Source organism: Pseudomonas sp. PDM26, from assembly GCF_019219185.1.
GTDB lineage: Bacteria > Pseudomonadota > Gammaproteobacteria > Pseudomonadales > Pseudomonadaceae > Aquipseudomonas.
The window spans coordinates 99,215-117,012 of sequence record NZ_JAHUWC010000021.1 but is presented as its reverse complement, the minus strand read 5'-3'; the positions used below and the strand labels follow the sequence as shown (position 1 = coordinate 117,012).

Here is a 17,798-nt window from a genome sequence, read left to right as displayed (position 1 = left end):
GGCCTACTCCTTGGCGACGCGTTTCATGTCCGCATCCATCATCATGCGGATCAAGGTATCCAGATCGGTTTTGGGTTTCCAGCCCAGCACGCGCTGGGCCTTGGCCGGGTTGCCGAGCAGCACTTCCACTTCGGCCGGGCGGAAGAACGCCGGGTCGATCTTCACGTAATCGCGGTAGTTCAGGCCCACATGATCGAAGGCGATCCGGCACATCTCGCGCACGGTGGTGGTCACGCCGGTGGCCACCACGAAGTCGTCGGGTTTGTCCTGTTGCAGCATCAGCCACATGGCTTCGACGTAGTCCCCGGCAAAGCCCCAGTCGCGCTTGGCGTCGATGTTGCCCAGGCGCAGTTCATGCTGCTTGCCCTGCTTGATCCGGGCGGCGGCGTCGGTGACTTTGCGTGTGACGAACTCGATGCCGCGCAACGGTGATTCATGGTTGAACAGGATGCCGCTGCTGGCGTGCAGGTTGAAACTTTCGCGGTAGTTCACGGTGATCCAGTGTCCGTACAGCTTGGCCACGCCATAAGGGCTGCGCGGATAGAACGGTGTGTTCTCGTCCTGCTGTTCGGCCTGGATCAGGCCGAACATTTCGCTGGTGGACGCCTGGTAAAAGCGCGTGTGCGCACTGAACTGACGAATCGCTTCGAGCAGGTGGGTAACGCCCAGACCGTCGACGATGCCGGTGGTCACCGGTTGATCCCAGGAGGCCGCGACAAAGCTTTGCGCGGCGAGGTTGTAGACCTCGTCCGGCGCCGACCTGATCACCGCTCGCTGCACTGAACAGGCATCGGCCATGTCGCCGTCCAGGTAGACGATGTCCGCCTCGACGCCCATCTCGCGCAGGCGCCAGCGCGAGTCGCTGCTGCGACGCGCCACCAGGCCGTGGACTTTGTAGCCCTTGTCGAGCAGCAGTTTGGCCAGATACGCGCCATCCTGGCCGGTGATACCCGTGATCAATGCACTTTTAGTCATTCTTGTCGTACTCGCTTCTCCCAGTCGGACAGGATCGCCCGCAGGGATTGTTGTGTTGTGATTTCAGGCTTCCATTCGGTGGTCTGGACCAGCCTGGCAGGGCTGCCACACACCCGACGCTGATCCGCGCGGCGAAGTCGCGCAGGGTCCTGGACCAATTGCAGGTCGACCTGGGCAAGAACTGCCAACTGCTCGATCAAACTGCGAATGCTCTGCTCGTGCCCCGAGCAAATGTTGTACACCTGCCCCGGTATGCCTTTCTCCAGCAAGGCCAGGTAGGCCGAAACCACGTCCGCGACATCCAGGAAATCGCGCGTGACATCGATGTCCCCGACCTCCAGTCGTGGCCCTTGCAGGCCTTGCTTGATCCGGCAGATCTGGCGGGCGGCGCTGGCGATGACGAAGCTGTCTTTCTGTCCTGTGCCGATGTGGTTGAACGGGCGGGCGACCAGTACCGGCCAGCCTTCGCTCAGGCCCCATTGCAAACTCAGGAACTCTGCCGACAGTTTGCTCACGGCATAGGGATTGCGCGGGCAGGGTGGCTGCAATTCAGTGATGGGCAGATGCTCTTCGGTGACCTGGCCATAGACATCACCGGAGCTGACGTACAGAAATGTGCCGGTGAAGCCGCGCGCCTTGAGGGCTTGCAGCAGGTTCAGGGTGCCCAGCAGGTTGATGTTCAGGGTGCGCGCCGGATCACGAAAGGCCTCCGGGACGAAAGTCTGGCCGGCCAGGTGAATCACCGCATCGGGCATTTGCGGCCATAAGCTTTCGAGGCTGTCCTGCGCGGCGAGATCGTAGCGGTCAGGAGCCACCAGAAGTTCCCATTCCGAGGCATCAGCCCGCAAACGCGATTGGATGTGTTGTCCTACGAATCCGGTCAACCCCGTGACAAACAGACGCTTTTTCAAACAGCGACCCCTTGGTCATGCATTTCATCCAGCTTCCACAGTCTTCATGGAAAGGTTTCACGAGTCGATATGATCGCTCGAAAGACAGGTGAAATGTTTGTTGTAGTTGTTTGGTAGCCAATCTGTGCCATTTGCTCTGCAATTTCAACAAGTCCAAACGTGACTGGTCAGTTCTCGTCAGCGTAGTCTGATTTATTCTCGCCGGGCGGTTCACGAACCCTCAATGGATGTGTTTAGAATGCCCATCGTCACGATTATCCGGGGTTCGGCAGCGTCGCTTCGAAACTGCGAGAAACTGACCACTAAAACAAGAACGAAGACGGGCAGCAGGACGATGGACGAGCGCCAGTAAGACTGACTCGAACCGTGTTCTCCCCGTCATAGCGTGAGGCCGCCGGGATGGCGGCGTCACCGTGGGATGCCATGAATTTCATTCTTTACTCCGACGTCAACGACAGCTCCATCAGCCAGAGTCTCGGCCGTCCCGAGTACAGTTACTACTTCGTGCTCAAGGCCTATCGCCCTGTGCTCGAGAGCCTTGGGCGAGTGCATGTGGTGTCCTCCACCGCCGAGGTCGATCCGCTCTACAAACAGTTATTGGCCGCCGGCGAAGACAGCCTGTTCCTGTCGTTCACGCCGCCGCAGAAAACCCCGAACGACCTTGCGTGCCCGACGATCTGCGTGGTGGCCTGGGAGTTTGATTCGATTCCCGATGAACAATGGGATAACGACCCGCGCCAGGACTGGACGCAAATGCTGGCGCGGCAGGGCCGGGTGATCACACTCTCCAGCCATACCGCCCGGGCGATTCGTCGGACCATGGGCGAAGACTTTCCGGTGCTGGTGTTGCCGACCCCGTTGTGGGAAAACTTCGCTGACATTCGTAGTCGCCACACCAGCGTCCCGATCAGCGCCGGTTCGACCCTGGACATCAAGGGTTGCATCTTCGATACACGCGCACTCGGGCTGAGCGTCGATGCACTGATTCCCGACGTGCCGACTGCCGAGGAACTGGCGGCGCTCGAGGCCGAACTGGAGGCATTGAAGCCACCGCCGCTGACGCTCAAGCGCCGCTTGGTGATTGCTCGCCATTACCTGCGTATGTGGCGCCAGGACAAAGGTAAATCGCTGCCGATCCCGGTGCATCGCACGCATTTTCTAAGCCAGTGGTATTGGGAAGGGATTCGCGACTTGCTGTCGCAAGCCGCCCATGCGCGTCTCGCTGACTGGTTGCCAGCCATCGCCGGCCCGCAGACGATGGCAGTACCCGAGCCAGAACCGCGACTGTGGCCGGACACCACCGCCCAGGTCGAAACACAGGTTGACGGTGTGGTGTACGTCACCGTATTCAACCCGCGTGACGGTCGCAAGAACTGGCATCAACTGATCACCGCATTCTGCTGGGCGTTCCGCGAAACGTCTGACGCGACGCTGGTGCTGAAGATTACCCAAAGCGATCTGTCGTCCTACCACGACGAACTGATGACGTTGCTCGCGCAGCTTTCGCCATTCGCCTGTCGGGTGGTGGTCATGCACGGCTACCTGGACGACCCGCAATACGCCCGGCTGTACGAAGCCGCCAGTTACTACGTCAATGCCTCGCGCTGCGAAGGGCTGTGCCTGCCGCTGATGGAGTTCATGGCCAGCGGCAAACCGGTGATTGCCCCGGATCACACGGCCATGGAGGACTACATCGATGAGCGTGTGGCGTTTGTGGTCAAGTCCAGCGAGGAGCTGACCATCTGGCCGCAGGACACTCGCATCATCTACCGCACCCTGCGTTACCGGCCGGACTGGGGGTCGCTGAAAACCGCTTACGAAAACAGCTACCGCCTGGCCAAGGAACAACCGCTGGAGTATCGGCGCATGTCCCTCGCCGCCGTCGAGCGCATGCACGATTACTGCGCTTTCGCCCCGGTGCAGAAGCGTATGGCGGATTTTTTCGGGCTGACGCCACAGGCTTTGCCGACAGCAACCGTGACGGATACCGCCTCATGCTGATCATCATTCATTCGGAAACCAACCAGCACACCATTGCCCAGAACCTTGGCCGCTCTGAGTACAGCTATTACTTCGTGCTCAAGGAGTACCGGCCCGTGCTGGAGCGGCTGGGGCGAGTAGTAGAAGTCCGCGACCCGCAGACCGAAGTCGATGCCTTGTACATGGACTGTCTGTCCCGTGGTGAAGCGTGCGTGTTCCTGTCGTTCTCACCGCCTCATCGCACGCCGATCAATTTCGCCTGCCCGACGCTGCCGGTGTTCGCATGGGAATTCAGCACCATCCCCAACGAACCCTTTGCCGGTGACCCGCGCAATGACTGGCGCACGGTGTTGCGGGCAGCGGGTGCGGCGATTACACATTCCAGCTACACCGTGAATGCGGTGCGCGAAGCGATGGGCACCGACTATCCGGTCATCGCGGTACCGGCCCCGGTATGGGACCGGTTTTCCGAGCGCGGCGCCCACTTGCAACGTCAGCCCTTGGCCAGTCAGGTGCGGTTGACGCTCAAGGGGTTGCTGGCCGACAGCCGCGAACTCGACTTGCGAGCCTTCGGCCCCGTGGCCACTCGCCAAGGTGTGGGTATTGATTTCGAGGCCCCGCCGAGTGAGCACGAGTTGGTTCTCGACGGCGTGATTTACACCTCGGTGTTCAACCCCGGTGACGGGCGCAAGAATTGGGAAGACATGCTCAGTGCCTTTTGCGTGACGTTTCGCGAGGTGGACGACGCAACGCTGGTGCTCAAATTGACGCACCACGATGCCGAAGAAGCGCTGACTGACATCCTTCACCACTTGTACAAAAACCAGTCTTACCGCTGCCGCGTCGTGCTGATTTACGGCTATCTGGCTGATGCGGACTATGAGCAACTGGTGCAGGCCACGAGTTACGTGGTCAACACGTCCTACGGCGAGGGCCAATGTCTTCCGCTGATGGAGTTCATGTCCTGTGGCAAACCGACGGTGGCGCCACGGACCACGGCGATGATCGATTATCTGGATGCCGATAATGCATTCCTGATTGACTCCACCGATGAGCTGACGGCCTGGCCACATGACCCGCGCAGGGCGTTTCGTACCTTGCGCTACGTCACCAATTGGGCGTCGTTGTGCAGGGCTTACCAATCAAGCTATGACGTGGCCAAGGGTGATCCCGGGCGTTATGCACAGATGTCCGCGCACGCAGTGGCCAGCCTCAGGAAATTCTGCAGCCAGGCCACTGCCGAGCAACGGCTTTGCGTATTTTTTGAGCGCCTGTTCGAGAACCGTGCCGTGGAAACCCCTGAGGCATGATTCGCGCATGGGTCAGACGTTTCTTTGCAGAGACGAACCCCGAGCCCCGGCCCGCGCCGTTGCCGGTCGAGCAATCCCGTGTATCGCCAAGAGAGGTGGGCCTGCACGATGCAATGCATGACGGCTGGTTTTCGGGCGATAGCGGCGAGTTGCTCAAAGGCTTTGCCATTACCGCCGACGACACCTTGCTGGATGTCGGCTGTGGCGAAGGGGTTGCGACCTTGTTTGCGGTGCGTCAAGGCGCGTCGGTGATCTTCACCGACAGTGAACACGACAAGGTCCGCGACCTGGCGCAGCAAGTGCAAGCACAATCGGACAAGGCGAATCTCGGTCTGGTCAGCAACAGCCTGCCGCTGCCTCTGGCCGATGGTTGCGCGAGCAAAGTCGTGTGCATGGAAGTGCTGGAACACATCGACCATCCAGAACCCTTCATGGCAGAACTGGTGCGCATGGGCCGCCCCGGTGCGCTGTATCTGCTGAGCGTGCCATCCCCGGTGGGCGAGCATTTGCAGAAAGGCATCGCCCCGGCCAGTTACTTCCAATCGCCCAATCACGTGCAGATTTTCAGCCCCGAGCGATTCGCCGCGCTGGTGGAGGACGCGGGCCTGGTCATCGAGCATCGTCAGGCCACCGGGTTTTTCTGGGTGATGGGCATGATTTTTTTCTGGGCCAGTGAACGGGCCGCCGGGCGGGATCTGGGCGGTGCAGTTCGCGACCGGATTCAGGCGCCGTATCCACCGCTGATGGAGAGCTGGGCGAAAACCTGGCAGGACTTGCTGGCCCAGCCCGACGGGTTGGCGATCAAGCGGATGCTGGATCAGTTCATGCCCAAGAGCCAGGTGATCATTGCTCGCAAACCCCATGTCCAGGAGGGCGCATGAGCAACGAAAAACGGATCATTGACATCGAGTTGCTGCGCGGCATTGCGGTGCTCGGCGTGCTGTTTCATCATCTGCAGGACAGTCTGTTCGCGGCGGCTGTGCCGTTGCTGCAGAGCATCACGCTGTACAGCCAGCCGTGGTGGGGCGTGGATCTGTTTTTCGCGATCTCGGGTTTCGTCATTGCCCGCAGCCTGATCCCGGCCTTGCGCCACTGCACAACTCGCCAGGAATACTGGCAACAAACGCGCAATTTCTGGTTGCGCCGGGCCTTTCGTTTGCTGCCGTCGGCCTGGTTATGGCTGGCACTGATGTTGCTGGCGTGCCTTTTTCTCAACCGCTCCGGCGCGTTCGGCACACTGCACGCGAACCTGCAGGCGACCCTGGCCGGCGTCGCGCAGTACGCCAATTTCCGCTTTGCCGACAGTTTTTATCGCTACGAGTACGGCACCAGTTTCGTGTACTGGAGCCTGTCGCTGGAAGAGCAGTTCTACCTGCTGTTTCCGCTGCTGATCGTGCTGTTTCGCAAGCACCTGGTGTGGGCGTTGCTGGCGTTGGTGGCGCTGCAATTGTTGACCTTGCGCACGCCGATCCTGATGGTGGTGCGCACCGACGCGCTGGCCCTTGGCGTGCTGTTGGCGATGTGGAGCGTGCAGCCGTCGTACCGGCGCTGGGAGCCAAAATTCCTGCGTCGTCCGTGGGCGGGTGTTGCCGCATTGGTCGCGGTGTCGCTGCTGCTCAGCTTCATGGCAACGGATCGTTTCACCTTTACTTCCTACCGGATCGGCGTGATAGCGCTGTTGTGTGCGCTGCTGGTGTGGATCGCGTCTTACAACCGCGATTACCTGTTGCCGCGCGGGGTGTTCAAAAACCTGATGACGTGGGTCGGCAGCCGTTCCTACGGGATTTACCTGATCCATATCCCGGCCTACTTGCTGGTTCGTGAATTCATTTTCCGTTTACAGGCTGCCGGGCTGCCCAGTCCCGCTGGCCATCCGATTCTGATGTTGCTGATGGCTGGCGGCCTGATCGTGCTGCTGAGCGAACTCAACTATCGCTACATCGAAATGCCTATGCGCAACCGCGGCGCCTCGCTGGTCAAACGCCTGGGCACCTCCCGAACAGCCGTCCCATCCTCTGGAGCCACCTCATGCTGAGCCTTTTGAAGAAACTCACGGCGGGCACGCCCGCGCCCGCGCCTGTGCCGCCAGAGACAGCGCCCGCGGCGCCAGTGGCGGAGAAAGTCGACCCCTACATGCTCGGCCTGCACGACGCGATGCTCAGTGGCTGGTTCAATCAGCAAACCGGCGAACTGTTCACCGGCTTCCCGGTGACCCCCGAGGACACGCTGCTGGATGTCGGTTGCGGCGACGGCGGCAACGTGCATTTCTGCGGGATGCGCGGGGCGAAGATCATCATCGCCGATATCGACGCGGCCAAGGTCGAGGCGACCCGCCAGCGCCTGAGCGATACACCGGCCCGCGACGTCGAATGCCATGTCACCGACTGCAACCCGCTGCCGATTGCCGATGCGACCGCCACACGGGTGGTGTCGACCGAGGTCATCGAGCACGTGGACGATCCGGCGCAGTTCCTCGCTGAACTGGTGCGCGTCGGCAAGCCGGGCGCGTTGTACCTGCTGAGCGTCCCGCATCCAAGCTCCGAAGACCTGCAGAAAGATATCGCGGCGGCCGAGTATTTCCAGAAACCCAACCACATCCGCATCATCAGCGAAGAACAGTTCAAGGCCATGGTCAGCGATGCCGGCCTGGAAGTGATCAGCCACAGCCAGTACGGATTCTACTGGTCGATGTGGATGCTGTTGTTCTGGGAAGCCAAGGTCGATTTCAGCAACCCGGACCATCCGTTGCTCAACCACTGGGCGGATACCTGGCAGGCGATTCTGGCCTCGCCACGGGGTGCACAGATCAAGCAGGCGCTGGATGCCGTGGTGGCGAAAAGTCAGGTGATCATTGCGCGCAAACCCTGACCAGCAATGCTCGCCCGGGCGAGGTCTAATGCCAGTCAGTGTCTGGGCTTAACTGATCGGCATTAAGGCTGCACCCATGCTCATGCATGATCCAGCGTTGCAGCCAGGCTTGGCGATCGAGCACTGATTCCCATGAAGCGCCGCACGCGTTCTCCTTTGGCATCGCATCGTATGGTTTCAGGGGCGGCATCCAGTTGGATATTGCCGTTCTCCATGAACACGACCCGGTCGGATATCGACATGGCAAAGTCCATTTCGTGGGTCACGATCAGCATGGTCATGCCTTCTTTCGCCAAGTCGCGGATCACGTTCAGCACGTCGTTGACCAGTTCCGGGTCGAGGGCCGAGGTCGGCTCGTCGAACAGCATGATCTGCGGCTCCATCGCCAGGGCTCGAGCGATCGCCACGCGCTGCTGTTGCCCGCCGGAGAGCTGGTGCGGGTACTTGTGGGCATGGGCCAGCAGGCCAACCTTGTCCAGTAGCGCATAGGCACGATGTTCACTCAGCTCGCCCGGCTGACCGTGGTAACGCGGTGCCAGTGTGACGTTGTCGAGAATGGTGCGGTGCGGGAACAGGTTGAAGTTCTGGAACACCATGCCGATGTGCCGCACGCCTTTGCGCAGGCGGGAACCGTTGGGTTTGTCCGAAGCCTCGATGAATTTTTCGCCGAACAACAGAATGTCGCCGCTATCGATGGTTTCCAGGCCGTTGACCGTGCGGATCAGCGAAGTCTTGCCGGAGCCGGATGGCCCGATGATCGAGACCACTTGGCCGCATTCGACATTAAGGTCGATACCCAGCAGCACCTTGTGCGTGCCATAGCTCTTCTGGATGTTCTTCAGCTGCAGGATGGGCGTCGCGTTAGAGTCTGCTGCCTTGCGCGCAGTGTCGGGCAACGCTTCGGCACTGGCCTTGAACCTGGCGATGGTGGCCGCGTCGAGCGTGTGCGGCTTGCGCAGGTTCAGGTCCAGGTAGCGCTCCAGGCGCTGCAGGAAATAACCGAACACGGTGACGATCAACACGTAATAGACGCCTACCGCCGCCAGGGTTTCCATGACCAGGAAGTTGGTGGCATAGAGGCGTTGGCCGACCGTGAGGATTTCGGTCAGGGAAATGACCGAGACCAGCGATGTCAGCTTGACCACCGTGATGTATTCATTGATCAAGGTCGGCAGCGAAATACGGAAAGCCTGGGGGATCACGATCAGGCGTTGCATGCCCAACAGGCCGACACCCAGCGCGCGCCCGGCTTCCTTCTGGCCCTTGGCCACGGAGATGAGGCCGCCACGATGGATTTCCGCCATGTACGCCGCTTCAGTGACCACCAGGGCCAGCAGGCCTGCGTAGAAGGGGTTGGACAGAATCGATCCGCTACCGGGAAACAATTGCGGCAGGTTGTAGACGAACACCACCAGCACCAGCAACGGGATGCTGCGGAAGAACCAGATGTAGACCGCTGCGGGAATGCGCAGCAAGGGCGATTGGGACAGCTTGGCCGTGGCCAGGACAAAACCCAGCAGCATGCCGATGAACCAGGCCAGGGCACTGAGCTGGACCACCGTGACGCAGGCATTCCAGAAGTCCGGCAGGGAGAACAGGGAGAAGAAATACGACCAATCGAATTGCATGGGGCACCTCGATCTGCCGCCCCGGTGCAGGGGAGGCAGATGACCAGACTACAAAGACAGGATCTTAGTTGGCAGTCGGTTCTTCCAAACCATATTTCTTGAGGACTGCGGCGTATTCACCGCTCTTTTTGCTCTCCTCGAAGGCCTTCTGCACGGCCTGGAAGGTTTCGTCGTTACCTTTCTTGACGAAGATGCCCAGGGTTTGCTGATAGATCGGATGCTCGGTGGTGATCACAACCCGGCCGTTGGTCTTTTCCGCGATCATTTTTGCCGCGCCAGCGATTTCGACCTGGGCCTGGATGTTTTTGGACAGCAGGGCCTGGGTCACTTCGGGGGCTGAGGGGTATTCGCTGACGGTGATCGCACCTTTGTTGTTCGGTACGCAGTATTCATCGGACAGCTTCCTGAATTCCTTGACCCAGGTCGTGCCCTGTTCCAGGCCCAGTTTCAAACCGCACAGGTCCTCAGGTTTTTTCGCATTGATCTCGCTGCCCTTGGGCACCATGACCGCGGCCCCGGTGTTGGCATAGGCGATGGTCTGGGCCTGGGTCTGGCGCTCCGGCGTGATGTACATGCCGGAAATGATCGCGTCGTACTTGCCGGAGTTCAAACCGAGGATCAGGCTCGGGAACTTGGTGTCGACGAACTCCACCTTGGCGTTCATCTGCTTGGCCAGAGCCATTGCCAGCTCGGGGTCCGAACCCACCACATTCTTGTCCTTGTCGTAGGACTCGAAAGGAGGGTAGGTGATTTCCATGCCGACCTTGAACGTGTCTGCCGCGGCCATGCTCACCGAGGCACCGAACATACCGGCTGCCAATACAGCCAGGCTCAAAAGGTTTTTCTTGTTGTTTTTCATCATGTACTGACTCCGGCGTAGGTAGTGGGGTAGCTGAAAATTTCAATCAGGACGGTTGCGCCTGATTTTTCAAATGTCCGAAACTGGCGGGCTTGCGTGCCTTGCCTGGCAGTTGAACTTCCCCGTTGGCCACCCTCTGGCGCAGATACTGATAGGTCTGCAGCGCCTGGCCATACATGTGTTCGCCGATGGTGATTTCTTCGTAGTCGTTGCCTGCCTGGGCAAACCCGGGCAGCGGCTTGATCTGGGTGTGATAGTCGCAGGCATAAAACAGCGGAAAGGAATAGCGCTCCTCCTTCACGCTGCGCACCCGATGCGCAGTGGCAACGAAAGCGCCTGCCGTCATCACTTCCAGCATGTCGCCGATGTTTACGACAAAGGCATCGGCCATCGGTGGTGCATCGATCCATTGGCCAAGATCGTTCATCACCTCAAGGCCCGGTTTGTCGGCCAAAAGGATGGTGAAACACTCGTAGTCAGTATGGGCGCCAAGACCCGGTGCATCATGGGCGGCACCGTCGAAGGGGTAGTGGATCAGGCGCAGCTTGGACGGCGGACGGGTGACCAGGGTGTCGAAATAGTTTTCTTCCAGGCCCAGGGTCAGGGCGAAGCCGCCGAACAGGCGCCGGCCCAAGGCGAAGATGGCTGCATAGTAGGCCTGTACCGACGCCTTGAAGCCTGACAGCTGCGGCCAGTCGTTGGGCCCCAGCAACGGGGTGTTGGCCAGCACCAGCGGGTCATCGGCCGGGACTTCGAAGCCGACGTCGAAGGCTTCCTTGTGGTCCGGCTTGCCTTTGGAATAGACCTCTTCGCCTTCGGGTACAAAGCCCTTGTGGGTTTGTGAGGTGCCGATGTAGTGGCGCATCTTGGTGTCGAAGGACTGGTCGAAAAAGTCTTTGGCAGCCTGGCGCAGGTTGGCGATCAGTTGCGGGTCGATACCGTGATCGGTGATATAGAGGAACCCGACCTCGCTGGCGGCTCGCCCCAATTGCTCGGCCACGGCCAGACGGTGTTCCAGTTCAACGCTGAACAGACCGGCAATGTTGACCACCGGAATGCTGTTGAAGTTGGCTTTGTGTGTGTCAGTGCTGGCGCTGTTGTGTTTATTGTCAGGCATGACGCATCGGCTCCCTAAGGATGGCTTGAGTGGCTGAAACGCTTGAAGTGTTCGCGCTCGGTCTGGCCCATCCACACGTTCAATGACCACAGGTCGGCGACCGGGACATTGGTGAAGGGCAAATGATGCAGGTAGCCGTCGGCGCCGAATTCCGGGGTCAGGGTGCTGACCTGGTAACCGCGGGCTTGCTGCGAGCGCCAGATGCTTACCCAGTGCTGCTGATGGAACGCCAGTTCTTTTGCATATTCGGGCGCCGCCGGGTGCGGAACCTGCGGGCCCTGGTCGTAACCGACCCGGGCCTGGATATGGTGAACCCGCTCGATGAAAGCGCTCAGGTCATCGGCCGGATCATTCAACAGACGCTCGCAAGTCACGACCCAGTGGCTGATGTCACTGGTGAACAACAAGTCGGGCAGTTGGCGGATCAACTCCAGGGTCACCCAGGGGTTGAACAGCGAACGCGAACGGTGGGTCTCGAAACTGCAGACCTGGCCGTGTTTGCGCGCCAGATCCAGCGCCTGGCCGAAAAATTCCACTTGTTGTGGCAAGGACCAGCGATCGTTGCCCGCCAGCACGTTGACGAAGCGTGGGCCGAGTTCGGCAGCCCAGGCGAGTTTCTGGTCGAGGTCATCGAGGTGAACGGCAGGCGTTGCCGACTGGTCCGGCAGCACGTCGTACGCGGTGAAGACGGTGCTGATATAGCCCAGGCGATTGGCCTGGAGAAAAGCGCCGAACTCGGCCCGTTCACCGGCGTCCAGCGGCAGGCGTGCCTCCATGCCGTCAAAGCCCGCGTGCAGCAACTCCTCGAGCGCCTGAGCCTTGCTGGCGGTATAGCCCCACAGCGTGCGGAAAATTTCCAGCTTCATCGGTGATCCTCAAAAATCCCAGGGTCTGCTGCAAAAGCATTTCGACGGCGCCAGGCTGCAAAGAGGCTGGTTCGCTGTGGAGCCGATGTTAAGCACAGGCCGCGCGGTGAAAGAATCTGAAAGTTCAAATGAATACTTCAGACTTTCACTAACAAATAGCTAGCTATTTATCTCGTTTGCCAGGAGGGGGTTTATGGGCGAGAACGTGTCTACGCTAGCTATTAGCGAGAGATGCCATTGTTACGGCATCATTTTGAAGAGTCCCAAGCGACACCGGGCCGCTGAGGGTTCGCTTTTGACTGTGCTGCCTGTCGTGCAGGGCTGCAAGTGACTCAATATGGCAGTCCGGCAATATCGAGCACACCCGGCACCGCCAGATCCAATCTGATGATTTGAATGGATAGAGTTCGTATCGCCGTAAATTTTTACGCATTCTTTACGACTGCCGTTTCAGCCCTCAAAGATACTGGTCGCGACTTTTCAGATCGTCCATGCGCCTCGAGGCTTCAGTGGCCTGGGCATATTGTTTTGCCCAAGGATGGCATGCACTTCCTCCCCGCAATTCGAGAGAAGCGACCCTTGAGTGAAACAGCAATCGGAGCACATGAAAACCCGCAATCCAAAACGTCAGGAGTGGGTTTGCTCGTCGCCGCGGTCGGAGTGGTTTACGGGGACATTGGCACCAGCCCTCTGTACACGCTGAAAGAAGTATTTTCTGGTCACTATGGCGTTCAGGCCAACCACGACGGCGTGTTGGGTATCCTGTCGTTGGTCTTCTGGTCACTGATTTGGGTCGTCTCGATCAAATACGTGCTGTTCATCCTGCGTGCCGACAACCAGGGCGAAGGCGGCATCATGGCCTTGACGGCTTTAGCCCGCCGCGCGGCCGCCCCTTATCCGCGCATGAGTAAAATACTCGTTCTGCTTGGCCTGTTCGGTGCGGCGCTTTTTTACGGGGACAGCATGATCACCCCGGCCATTTCGGTGCTCTCTGCGGTTGAAGGTCTACAACTGGCGTTTGACGGAATCGAACACTGGGTCGTGCCCTTGTCAGTGATCGTGCTGGTGGCGCTGTTCTTGATACAGAAACACGGCACCGCTCGCATCGGTATCCTGTTCGGCCCAGTGATGGTGCTGTGGTTTGTCGTGCTGGGTGCGCTGGGGATCTATGGCATTTTCCAGCGACCGGAAGTATTGCAAGCGCTCAATCCGTACTGGGGAGCGCATTTTTTTATCGCTCATCCGGGAATCGGTGTGGCCATCCTTGGTGCAGTGGTACTCGCGCTGACGGGCGCCGAAGCACTGTATGCCGACATGGGGCACTTCGGTCGCAAACCCATTGCCCGCGCGTGGTTCATTTTGGTGTTGCCAGGACTTGTACTCAATTATTTTGGTCAAGGTGCCTTGATCCTGGAAAACCCTGAGGCGGTGCGCAATCCATTTTATTTGCTCGCGCCGGGCTGGGCACTGCTGCCGATGGTCGCACTCTCCACACTGGCGACCATCATCGCTTCTCAAGCGGTGATCTCAGGCGCATTTTCCCTGACCCACCAGGCCATCCAGCTTGGGTATGTTCCTCGCATGTTTATCCAGCACACCTCCAGCCTGGAGCAGGGACAGATCTACATCGGCACGGTCAATTGGGCATTGATGGTCGGTGTTGTGCTGCTGGTGCTTGGTTTCGAGTCTTCCAGTGCTTTGGCGGCCGCTTATGGGGTCGCTGTGACGGGCACCATGTTGATCACCACCATCCTGTCCTCGGCCGTCGTCCTGCTGCTATGGAAAACCCCGCGCTGGCTGGCCATTCCGATGCTGCTCGGTTTTCTGCTGGTCGACAGCCTGTACTTCGCGGCCAATGCTCCGAAGATCTTCCAGGGCGGTGCGTTCCCGGTGATTGCCGGCATTGGCCTGTTCATTTTGATGACGACCTGGAAACGGGGCCGCAAGATCATAGTTGAACGGCTGGACGAAACCGCGCTGCCTCTACCACTGTTCATCGGTAGCATCCGCACGCAGCCTCCTCATCGTGTACAAGGTACGGCGGTATTTCTGACAGCCAGGTCCGATGCCGTTCCGCATGCGTTGCTGCACAACCTGCTGCATAACCAGGTTTTGCATGAGCAAGTGGTGTTGCTCACCGTGGTGTCTGAAGACAGCCCTCGTGTGAGTGCAGATCGCCGGTTTGAGGTTCAAGCGTATGGCGAAGGGTTCTTCCGGGTCAGCCTGCACTTCGGCTTTATCGAGGAGCCCGATGTCCCTTTGGCGTTGAGTCTCTGTCACTTGGCTGAGCTGGACTTCAGTCCGATGCGCACCACCTATTTCCTGAGCCGGGAAACGGTGATCCCGACCAAGCGCATCGGCATGGCCCGTTGGCGAGAAGGCCTGTTCGCCTTTTTACTCAAGAACGCCAACAGCAACCTCAAGTACTTCAAGTTGCCGTTGAATCGGGTGATAGAGCTGGGCACACAGGTTGAGATGTAAGGAATTCTGCTAGCTTGTACTTCCCCGACTTTCCCCACGGGATGTGGAAAAAAAGACGAAAAATCGACGGGGGTATGACTCACCCGCATAGGTAACAAAACAGTTCAAGCACATAGGTAACAGTTTTTAACTGGCACTGGTCGATTCCGGGGATCTGACCATGCCGTGGCGAGAGCTGAAACCTATGGACCTGAAAGTGATGTTCATTGCCGACTATCCGTCTGGTCGACTCAATTTCAGCCAACTCTGTGCGGCTCACAGCATCAGTCGCAAGACTGGTTACAAGTGGGTGGCCCGCCACAACGCGGACAGCATCAATGGCTTAACGGAGGCAGGGCTCGGCAGAATATTGGCTGATGTTTAAAGGCTCAAGCGCATAGACAAGTCTATGGCTTTTATATTTTTAGTTAGTGCACCCATCGATATGTAGTCAATCCCGGTATCTGCGATAGCGACCAATGTACTTTCATTGATCCCGCCGCTGGCCTCAAGCCGGGCCTGTCCGTTGTTGAGTCGAACGCCTTCACGCATGTCATCCAGACTCAGTTCGTCGAACATGATTAAATCCGCTCCACCTCTGAGTGCTTCTTGCAGTTCACCCAGGTTTTCGACTTCGATCTCAACCGGTCTACCTGGTGCAATGCGGCGGGCGGCATTGATGGCTTCGAGAATACCACCGCAAGCTGCAATATGATTTTCCTTGATAAGGAAGGCGTCGTAGAGACCCATGCGATGATTATGGCAACCACCGCAAGTGACTGCGTATTTTTGTGCGAGCCGAAGGCCAGGGATAGTCTTTCGAGTGTCGAGCAACTTTACGTGAGTATGCGCAACTTTATCAGCCAGCTGCCGGCATTGTGTCGCGACGCCCGAGAGAAATTGCAAGTAGTTCAGCGCGGTTCGCTCACCGGTCAATAAAGAGCGGGCAGGGCCCTCTAAATGCAATACTGTTTGATTGGGTTCCGCGCGATCTCCATCTTTGACGTTCCACTTCAGGATGACAAGCGGATCCAGTTGGCGAAAGACGGCCTCCACCCACGACACACCACTGATGATGCAAGGTTCTCTAGTCATGATTTTTGCACCGGCCAAGCGAGCGGGCGGCACAAGCTGCGCGGAGATGTCACCACTCCCGACATCCTCCAATAACGCCCTGCGTACGTTTTCATCGATCTCGGAACCCAAGCCCGTCAGTTCTATATTTTGCATTTCAGCCCACCTGAATCAATAAATAACGAAATATCAGTTCGCCATGCCCAAGCGCAGAATCCAGACGAGCATTGCACCTGAGCATGGCGATCAATCAAAAGTTATAGGCATATCCAATAATGAGTCGGTTCTCATCGGCCCCATCAGAATAAGTGGAGCGATTGATTGCATTCCTCCATCGGAATGAAACATTTTTAAATGCGCCACTTTGGACTACGTAAGTGATATCAGAGCTTCTTTCCCACTCCTCACCGTCGGAACCTTCAGCCCTGAGCGCCTTTGCCTTGACCGTTTTAATATTCGCGGGATCGACGTTTTCTCCTTTCGCATAACGCAGATTCCATGTCAGGCCAGGCAAACCGAGGGCGGCAAAGTCATACGAATATCCGGCATACCAGACGTCTTCATTGGCAAGAGCGAAGTTGCTCACCAGCATTTCACCAAACAGATAGGTGTCCGTACCGTTTACATACGGGTATGCAGTCGCGCCGGATGCCGCTTGGTAACCCACACTCAAGGTGTGTCCCATGGCCGAATAGCCCACATTGCTACTGATCGTCCGGTTATCCACTTTCCCTAGTAGTTGTTTGCCACTTTCTTGCCCATTAAAATATCTGACTTCAGCAAACACGCGACCTTTGGACAAGGGCTTATTGAATTTTAAACCGACGTAGTCCCGCCGGAACAAGTTCTCCAGATCGCTGTACTGATACGCCACATTGAGGGAAGGAAGAAGTTGATAGTCAAACCCCGCATAGGTGTAGTGGTCACTGGTGATGACAGAGGAGTAGCCGCCTAGTTGAGAACTGGCAGACAGATCTTCAGAGTCGGTTGAGTCACGCTGCTTGACGGAGTCGACTTGACCAAAAGTCGCAGTCAACGATTTGATATCCTTTGATGACAGTTGTACGCCGTTAAATACTTGTGGCAAAAGTCTTGTGTTGTTTGAAGCCAGCAAGGGAAGAACTGGATTCAACCCGCCAAGCCTTAATTCACTCTGAGCGAATTTAGCTTTCGCTGTCAGCTCAAGCTTCGAGTATTCATCATAGGCCCGTCGATCACTGTCACGGGATAGAAGCCCTGTACCTGATCGACCAGGGCTGGAATCAAGTTTCAGGCCCAACATGCCAAGCGCGTCCAATCCAAAACCGACAGGACCGTCGGTAAAACCGGACTGGAGATTGACGATGAAACCCTGAGCCCACTCCTCTCGTTTGGAATCAGTGGCCGTCGAGTCTCTGAAGTCGCGATTGAAGTAGAAGTTTTTTAGTTCAAGATTGCCTTTGCCATCTTTCAGTATATCCGTCGCCGCAAAAGATGGGGCGAAGGGCAATGCGATAAGCAGACCAGGTACCAGCCTCTTACATGTTTGTTTATTCATTGTCACCTTTCCTTATTTTTATTATTCACAGGTGTTCGCCAAGCCTATTTATCTTTGCAGCTAGCCAGCCCTTTGCCTTATATACGTGCGCTTTCGAATATGGCGATCGCCAACAGACTCAACGTGCAATAAAAAGTTGTGGCCGCCATCTAACCGCACGCTAGGGGCAGCCACAAAATTTATTACCATGCTCAGTACACTAAATGCCCTCTA

General features: G+C 57.9%; 14 protein-coding genes and 1 pseudogene. 7 read left to right on the top strand and 8 right to left on the bottom strand.

The genetic code is table 11. The features are described 5' to 3' along the window. Nucleotides 1-3 precede the first annotated feature (3 nt). Nucleotides 4-975: a GDP-mannose 4,6-dehydratase gene (gmd, locus tag KW849_RS30085; protein WP_218433586.1), complete on the bottom strand. Its 972-nt coding sequence runs from the start codon at nucleotides 973-975 to the stop codon at nucleotides 4-6. After that, a complete protein-coding gene (locus KW849_RS30080; protein WP_218433584.1) occupies nucleotides 972-1,886 on the bottom strand; it encodes a GDP-mannose 4,6-dehydratase in 915 nt (304 codons plus the stop codon). Before KW849_RS30080 ends, gmd begins: the two co-directional genes overlap by 4 nt. 423 nt (nucleotides 1,887-2,309) lie before the next feature. On the opposite strand from KW849_RS30080, the gene KW849_RS30075 reads away from it, so the two are divergent. From KW849_RS30075 to KW849_RS30055, 5 genes are read left to right on the top strand one after another with little or no spacing between them, the layout of a single operon-like run. Then, on the top strand, nucleotides 2,310-3,887 hold the full coding sequence (locus tag KW849_RS30075; protein ID WP_256357453.1) for a glycosyltransferase: 1,578 nt from the start codon (nucleotides 2,310-2,312) through the stop codon (nucleotides 3,885-3,887). Next, complete coding sequence (locus KW849_RS30070) at nucleotides 3,881-5,176, top strand: glycosyltransferase (RefSeq protein ID WP_218433580.1); 1,296 nt, start codon at nucleotides 3,881-3,883, stop codon at nucleotides 5,174-5,176. The genes KW849_RS30075 and KW849_RS30070 overlap by 7 nt, the downstream gene beginning before the upstream one ends. Continuing rightward, a complete protein-coding gene (locus KW849_RS30065) occupies nucleotides 5,173-6,057 on the top strand; it encodes a class I SAM-dependent methyltransferase (RefSeq protein ID WP_256357452.1) in 885 nt (294 codons plus the stop codon). The genes KW849_RS30070 and KW849_RS30065 overlap by 4 nt, the downstream gene beginning before the upstream one ends. After that, a complete protein-coding gene (locus KW849_RS30060) occupies nucleotides 6,054-7,211 on the top strand; it encodes an acyltransferase (protein WP_218433578.1) in 1,158 nt (385 codons plus the stop codon). Before KW849_RS30065 ends, KW849_RS30060 begins: the two co-directional genes overlap by 4 nt. Next, a complete protein-coding gene (locus tag KW849_RS30055; protein WP_218433576.1) occupies nucleotides 7,205-8,044 on the top strand; it encodes a class I SAM-dependent methyltransferase in 840 nt (279 codons plus the stop codon). The genes KW849_RS30060 and KW849_RS30055 overlap by 7 nt, the downstream gene beginning before the upstream one ends. An 80-nt stretch (nucleotides 8,045-8,124) precedes the next feature. Here KW849_RS30055 and KW849_RS30050 read toward each other — a convergent pair whose 3' ends face one another. The 4 genes from KW849_RS30050 to KW849_RS30035 form a co-directional block, all read right to left on the bottom strand. Continuing rightward, nucleotides 8,125-9,672, bottom strand: coding sequence for an amino acid ABC transporter permease/ATP-binding protein (locus KW849_RS30050; protein ID WP_218433574.1), 1,548 nt, complete (start codon nucleotides 9,670-9,672; stop codon nucleotides 8,125-8,127). 64 nt (nucleotides 9,673-9,736) lie between these two features. After that, nucleotides 9,737-10,531, bottom strand: coding sequence for an ABC transporter substrate-binding protein (locus KW849_RS30045; protein ID WP_218433624.1), 795 nt, complete (start codon nucleotides 10,529-10,531; stop codon nucleotides 9,737-9,739). 46 nt (nucleotides 10,532-10,577) lie between these two features. Further along, nucleotides 10,578-11,648, bottom strand: coding sequence for an isopenicillin N synthase family oxygenase (locus KW849_RS30040; protein ID WP_218433571.1), 1,071 nt, complete (start codon nucleotides 11,646-11,648; stop codon nucleotides 10,578-10,580). Nucleotides 11,649-11,662: 14 nt separating this feature from the next. Beyond that, nucleotides 11,663-12,514 (bottom strand): sugar phosphate isomerase/epimerase, encoded by an 852-nt coding sequence (locus KW849_RS30035; protein WP_218433569.1) that lies wholly within the window; start codon nucleotides 12,512-12,514, stop codon nucleotides 11,663-11,665. Nucleotides 12,515-13,057: 543 nt separating this feature from the next. Here KW849_RS30035 and KW849_RS30030 point away from each other — a divergent pair. After that, nucleotides 13,058-14,995 carry a potassium transporter Kup gene (locus tag KW849_RS30030; RefSeq protein ID WP_371319195.1) on the top strand — a complete coding sequence of 646 codons (1,938 nt, stop codon included), beginning with the start codon at nucleotides 13,058-13,060 and terminating at the stop codon, nucleotides 14,993-14,995. Nucleotides 14,996-15,155: 160 nt separating this feature from the next. Further along, nucleotides 15,156-15,341: pseudogene (locus KW849_RS30025) on the top strand (IS481 family transposase); the annotation flags it as partial. 14 nt (nucleotides 15,342-15,355) lie between these two features. On the opposite strand, the gene nadC reads toward KW849_RS30025, so the two are convergent. Then, the gene (nadC, locus tag KW849_RS30020; RefSeq protein WP_218433566.1) at nucleotides 15,356-16,204 is read right to left on the bottom strand and encodes a carboxylating nicotinate-nucleotide diphosphorylase; all 849 of its coding nucleotides are present in this window, start codon (nucleotides 16,202-16,204) and stop codon (nucleotides 15,356-15,358) included. A gap of 94 nt (nucleotides 16,205-16,298) precedes the next feature. Continuing rightward, a complete protein-coding gene (locus KW849_RS30015) occupies nucleotides 16,299-17,585 on the bottom strand; it encodes an OprD family porin (RefSeq protein WP_218433563.1) in 1,287 nt (428 codons plus the stop codon). Nucleotides 17,586-17,798 lie beyond the last annotated feature (213 nt).

Bases quoted from the DNA above. Each gene is read 5' to 3' on its own strand.
- gmd (WP_218433586.1), bottom strand. From the start codon at position 975: ATGACTAAAAGTGCATTGATCACGGGTATCACCGGCCAGGATGGCGCG.
- KW849_RS30075 (WP_256357453.1), top strand. From the start codon at position 2,310: ATGAATTTCATTCTTTACTCCGACGTCAACGACAGCTCCATCAGCCAG.
- KW849_RS30070 (WP_218433580.1), top strand. From the start codon at position 3,881: ATGCTGATCATCATTCATTCGGAAACCAACCAGCACACCATTGCCCAG.
- KW849_RS30065 (WP_256357452.1), top strand. From the start codon at position 5,173: ATGATTCGCGCATGGGTCAGACGTTTCTTTGCAGAGACGAACCCCGAG.
- KW849_RS30060 (WP_218433578.1), top strand. From the start codon at position 6,054: ATGAGCAACGAAAAACGGATCATTGACATCGAGTTGCTGCGCGGCATT.
- KW849_RS30055 (WP_218433576.1), top strand. From the start codon at position 7,205: ATGCTGAGCCTTTTGAAGAAACTCACGGCGGGCACGCCCGCGCCCGCG.
- KW849_RS30050 (WP_218433574.1), bottom strand. From the start codon at position 9,672: ATGCAATTCGATTGGTCGTATTTCTTCTCCCTGTTCTCCCTGCCGGAC.
- KW849_RS30045 (WP_218433624.1), bottom strand. From the start codon at position 10,531: ATGAAAAACAACAAGAAAAACCTTTTGAGCCTGGCTGTATTGGCAGCC.
- KW849_RS30040 (WP_218433571.1), bottom strand. From the start codon at position 11,648: ATGCCTGACAATAAACACAACAGCGCCAGCACTGACACACACAAAGCC.
- KW849_RS30035 (WP_218433569.1), bottom strand. From the start codon at position 12,514: ATGAAGCTGGAAATTTTCCGCACGCTGTGGGGCTATACCGCCAGCAAG.
- KW849_RS30030 (WP_371319195.1), top strand. From the start codon at position 13,058: ATGCACTTCCTCCCCGCAATTCGAGAGAAGCGACCCTTGAGTGAAACA.
- nadC (WP_218433566.1), bottom strand. From the start codon at position 16,204: ATGCAAAATATAGAACTGACGGGCTTGGGTTCCGAGATCGATGAAAAC.
- KW849_RS30015 (WP_218433563.1), bottom strand. From the start codon at position 17,585: ATGAATAAACAAACATGTAAGAGGCTGGTACCTGGTCTGCTTATCGCA.